The following is a 4,494-nucleotide window of genomic DNA, read 5'->3' on the forward strand; positions in this document are numbered from 1 at the left end:
CCTCTTTCTTTTGCTTGGTTATTTTATCAATTGCAATGTTATACAAAAAAACCTCTTTAACCGTTGGAGTTTTTAGATACACATCAAAACGCTTTATATACTGTGCTAAATTAAACGTATCTTCTATTTCAACAATTACTACGGGTTTGTAATCATACCATTTTGTACCTTCATAAAAAATAACATCAGGGCAAAAACTTCCTTCGCATAATCTGTATGGGTCAAAAGCCATTTTAGTAATGGCTTTGTACTTTGCATCTTTACGATTATTGTAATTGCATGCCATTTCAAAAGCCGCCATAGACTGATAAGGAAATTCAATTCCATATAATTCTGCTTCTTCCCAAGTATAAAACTTCATACTACGAATATCGGTATTTTCTTGGGTTTTTCCAAGTTTAGGAGCGGGATTAGGTTTTAAGGTTTCGGGTACTTTTTTGTATTCTAAACAATAAGCTAAAAGTTCATTGGGAATGTCTTCACTTAACCCTAAGGCTTCGGTTTTCTCTTTTTTCTTTCTTTTGAACTCTGGGTCTGATACACTCAAACGTGCTTGCGTAACAAGTTGTATAAATACAACACGGGTTTTTTATCAGAAAGAGACTTGCTAAAATATTTTTGAAACTCCTTCTCATTGTGAATAAATGTAAGATGTATTGAGGATGACAGTTGTTTGCGTGAGGCATGCGGAGGGTGGGCGTTAGCCCAGTGCGGAGCGAAGCGTAGCACCGAAGCGAAAGCGTAGCCCGAAGCACGCCGACCTTGCCCACACAAGCGTAAGCGAAGTGTGGGCAAGGGCACGCCCAAAAAATTAAAATTTGACCTCACTGCAAAGACTCATCTTCCACATCATAGCCCAAAGTAACCCCTTTGTAATAGTACTTAATGATATTCGGATAAGTAAAGCCCTGCGCAGCCATTCCAATTGCCCCTTCTTGGCAAAGCCCTACCCCATGCCCAAATCCGTATCCCTCAATAACTACTGATCCCCCAAAAACTTGGTAGGTAATTTTAGCCGATTTTAGTCGCAATTGAGTACGTATAGTGTTATCACTCAAATTATGTTCAGTATTCCTGTATAGAAGCTTGTGCGGCCTACCGCTTTTATCAGGTATATAATAAACTACATTCGGTAAGCTATCTCCTGAAAATACAATTTTCCGCCATTCTGATAAAGGCATAACTACTCTCCATTTAAAATTTTTTGACCGCTGACAATACTTGCCATCTAACACAGGTTTTAAGTAAGGGATATCTTTGTTCCAAACTTCTTGGGCATCGGCTGTAATACCTCCACAACAAGCCGAAAACAAAGCATCTATCAAATTCCCTTGATACAAAATAACCTCCCCCCGCGTAGCAAAAACCGCATCTATGATAGGCTTATATGGGCTTACTCCCTTATATGCTTGACAATGCTGCTGATCACATAGATGAAAACCTTCATGTATATGTCTTTTGTAACCACGTATAGCATACGTACGCGCACATAAAGCTTGAGCTTTAATTGCTTCTATTTCTTTTATCCTGCCCATTTCAGACTCTACCACTCCGCACAAGTACCACTCTATATCTACTTCGTTAATCAAAGTTAAATAGCCCTGCGAATTGACAAAACATATCAACTTTCCCTTGTAGTTACCGAAACGAGAAGCATTTTTTAAGGTAAAATCAGCATAAATAAGATACGGATAAATGTACAAAGTATCCCATACTTCTATTACCTCACTTCCTTGATATACTTCCACTTTTTTGCCCGCTGCCTTGATGGAAAACGGACTGTCTTTGAATATTGATTTTTTAAGCTTTGCTTCAACCGTACCTTCAAATAGCCATACCTCACTCTTTTCACTATGGTACCGTACGGATTGCGGTTCAATATCCGCCCATAAGCCAATTCTTACCTCACGAGCAGAAGTATTAAAAAAAGCACATAGTAGGGCATTAAAAAGTACTAAGACCTTTGCAGAATAGCCCCTTAACCTACTCAAAAACATGTTATTTGGTCAAAATAAAAATGACTGTACAAGGATTTTTTCGTTTCATCAAACGATTTTGTAAAGATGGGTTATTACGATAGTCTTGTGAAGTCAAAAAAGCTATATTTTTTTGCATTATCTTAAAGCCTGTTTTTTCCACCATTTCTTGGACTTGCATATCATTTTCAAACCAATATAAATGGTCAACCGATTCCATATTGATAGATGCCGTTAGAAAAAGTAAGCCATTTTCAGCCAAAGCAGCATAGATATTTTCTAAAAGCTGTTGGGGTTGCGGCAAATGTTCTAATACCTCCGCGCAAATCATGACCTGATTATTCTTTTGAGTAATTTGATGAGTAGCGTCTTCTATACATACAGGAATGGGCGTTAGCCCAAAAAATTTACTAACTCTTGCCGAAACTTGCTGCGCCACAGGACTGATATCTATCCCTACGCCTTGTAAGTTTGAATTTCGAGAAAGCAGCAAAGCAGATAAAAGCCCATGTCCTATGCCAATTTCGCAGCTTTTACCTTGCTTAGTTTGAGTAAGAGGAATGAAGTATTGACAAAATACACGTAAAATTTCAAAGTAATTTGAGGAAAATAAATAACTAAACAGCAAAGCAGGATAGTACGTTTGAGCCATATAGTTTTGGTTTTGATAAACCTCCTTATTGACCTGCTCAAAATCTTGATATGCATAACTCTGGTTACGGATAAACTCAATTTGTTTTTGCTTGAAGGTATCACAAAATCGAATATAAGCTTGTATAGATTGGACAATCCGTTGGCTATCCTTTTCGCATAGATATTGAATGACTTGTGCAGGAATGCTGGCTATAGCATAGTATTCAGGGTTATATTTAGGTAAATTTTCGGTCATTTCTTTGAGTTCGGGATAAAGAGAGAGCAGAATATTTCTGTACGTTTCCAAAAGGGAAATTTCTTTTTCTAGAAGTTGCATAGATAAAATACAAAGATAAAACAAATTGTTTGAGTTGAGCGTATGGAGGTAGAGTAGTATCTTTGTCTAATGGCAAAATTGAAAACAGCATTTTTTTGTCAAGTTTGCGGAGCAAAGTCGCCTAAGTGGTTGGGAAAGTGTCCTTCTTGTCAAAATTGGAATACTTTTGTCGAAGAAGTAGTAGAAAGCGTAAGTTCGCAAAAAACGGGTAGTGCTGTTCCTTGGGATACCTCTCACAAAAAACCTACGAAAGCGGTAGCCAAAAAACTTTTTGATATAGAAAACGCGAAAGAAAGTCGGTACATTACGCCTGATGATGAACTTAATCGCACATTAGGGGGGGGCATAGTACAAGGGGCTTTGGTGCTTATCGGTGGAGAACCAGGCATAGGTAAGTCTACTTTGATGCTTCAATTAGCCCTGCAAATGAACAACTTAAAAGTGCTGTATGTATCGGGCGAAGAATCAGAGCGGCAAGTACGTATGCGCGCAGAGCGACTTCCATACAGAAATGATGAACTTTACATTTTACCTGAAACAAACATTGAAAATATTTTTGTGCAAATTGCCGAATTACAACCTGATTTAGTTATTGTAGATTCAGTACAAACTCTTCACTCTATGCACATTGAGTCTGCACCTGGTTCTATTACGCAAGTACGTGAATGTGCTGCACAGTTTATGCGTTATAGCAAAGAGCAGGGGGTACCCGTATTTTTAATTGGACATATTACCAAAGATGGAAGCCTTGCAGGTCCTAAGGTTTTGGAACACATGGTAGATACTGTCTTACAATTTGAAGGGGATAGGTATCATGCTTATCGTATTTTACGGACTTCTAAAAATAGATTTGGTTCTTCGGCAGAAATAGGGATATATGAAATGCGTAGTGAAGGATTAAGACAGGTAAGTAATCCTTCTGAGGTACTGCTTTCAGATTATGATGAAGAATTTTCAGGGATAGCAATTACTCCTATTTTAGAAGGTATACGCCCTATACTGATAGAAACACAAGCTTTGGTATCTACGGCAGTATATGCTACGGCGCAGCGGTCAAGCACAGGTTTTGATTTGCGCCGACTAAATATGCTTTTAGCCGTTTTAGAACGCCGATGCGGCTTCAAGATTGGTCAGAAAGATGTATTTTTGAACATTACAGGGGGATTGAGAATAGAAGACCCTGCAGCAGATTTAGGAGTAGTCTGTGCCATTTTATCTAGTTTGAACGATGTCCCTTTGCCTAAAAAAGCAGTTTTTTGTGCGGAAGTAGGTTTGAGTGGTGAAATTCGTTCTATTAGCCGATTAGAGCAGCGATTGTTGGAGGTAGAAAAAATGGGCTTTGAGGAAGTATTTGCGGCTAAGCACAACCTAAAAGGTATGAATTTGAAAAAAATTGGCTTGAAGGTTCATGGTTTTAATAAGTTAGAGGAGGTAGTGAATCACTTATTTGGATAAAATTAAAAGTTTTGTGAGATTCTGTCTTATTTTTTTGGGCGTGCCCTTGCCCACACTTCGCTTGCGCTTGTGTGGGCAAGGTCGGCGTGCTTC

At 38.4% G+C, this 4,494-nt stretch carries 5 protein-coding genes; 1 reads left to right on the forward strand and 4 read right to left on the reverse strand.

Translation table 11 applies throughout. The annotated features are described in order from the left end of the window. From NZ519_12455 to NZ519_12470, 4 genes are all read right to left on the reverse strand, one after another. A partial coding sequence (locus NZ519_12455; GenBank protein ID MCS7029566.1) for a hypothetical protein occupies window positions 1-547 on the reverse strand: 547 nt, incomplete at its 3' end. Next, window positions 544-807, reverse strand: coding sequence for a hypothetical protein (locus NZ519_12460; GenBank protein ID MCS7029567.1), 264 nt, complete (start codon window positions 805-807; stop codon window positions 544-546). The genes NZ519_12460 and NZ519_12455, both read right to left, overlap by 4 nt. Window positions 808-824: 17 nt before the next feature. Beyond that, the gene (locus NZ519_12465) at window positions 825-1,997 is read right to left on the reverse strand and encodes a SpoIID/LytB domain-containing protein (GenBank protein ID MCS7029568.1); all 1,173 of its coding nucleotides are present in this window, start codon (window positions 1,995-1,997) and stop codon (window positions 825-827) included. Between the two features lies 1 nt (window position 1,998). Then, window positions 1,999-2,946 carry a class I SAM-dependent methyltransferase gene (locus NZ519_12470; GenBank protein ID MCS7029569.1) on the reverse strand — a complete coding sequence of 316 codons (948 nt, stop codon included), beginning with the start codon at window positions 2,944-2,946 and terminating at the stop codon, window positions 1,999-2,001. 69 nt (window positions 2,947-3,015) lie between these two features. On the opposite strand from NZ519_12470, the gene radA reads away from it, so the two are divergent. Continuing rightward, complete coding sequence (gene radA, locus NZ519_12475) at window positions 3,016-4,401, forward strand: DNA repair protein RadA (protein ID MCS7029570.1); 1,386 nt, start codon at window positions 3,016-3,018, stop codon at window positions 4,399-4,401. Window positions 4,402-4,494 lie beyond the last annotated feature (93 nt).

It is taken from the genome of Bacteroidia bacterium (assembly GCA_025056095.1).
Taxonomy (GTDB): domain Bacteria; phylum Bacteroidota; class Bacteroidia; order JANWVE01; family JANWVE01; genus JANWVE01.

Coding starts and splice junctions, on each gene's coding strand:
- NZ519_12465 (MCS7029568.1), bottom strand. CDS start 1,997: ATGTTTTTGAGTAGGTTAAGGGGCTATTCTGCAAAGGTCTTAGTACTT.
- NZ519_12470 (MCS7029569.1), bottom strand. CDS start 2,946: ATGCAACTTCTAGAAAAAGAAATTTCCCTTTTGGAAACGTACAGAAAT.
- radA (MCS7029570.1), top strand. CDS start 3,016: ATGGCAAAATTGAAAACAGCATTTTTTTGTCAAGTTTGCGGAGCAAAG.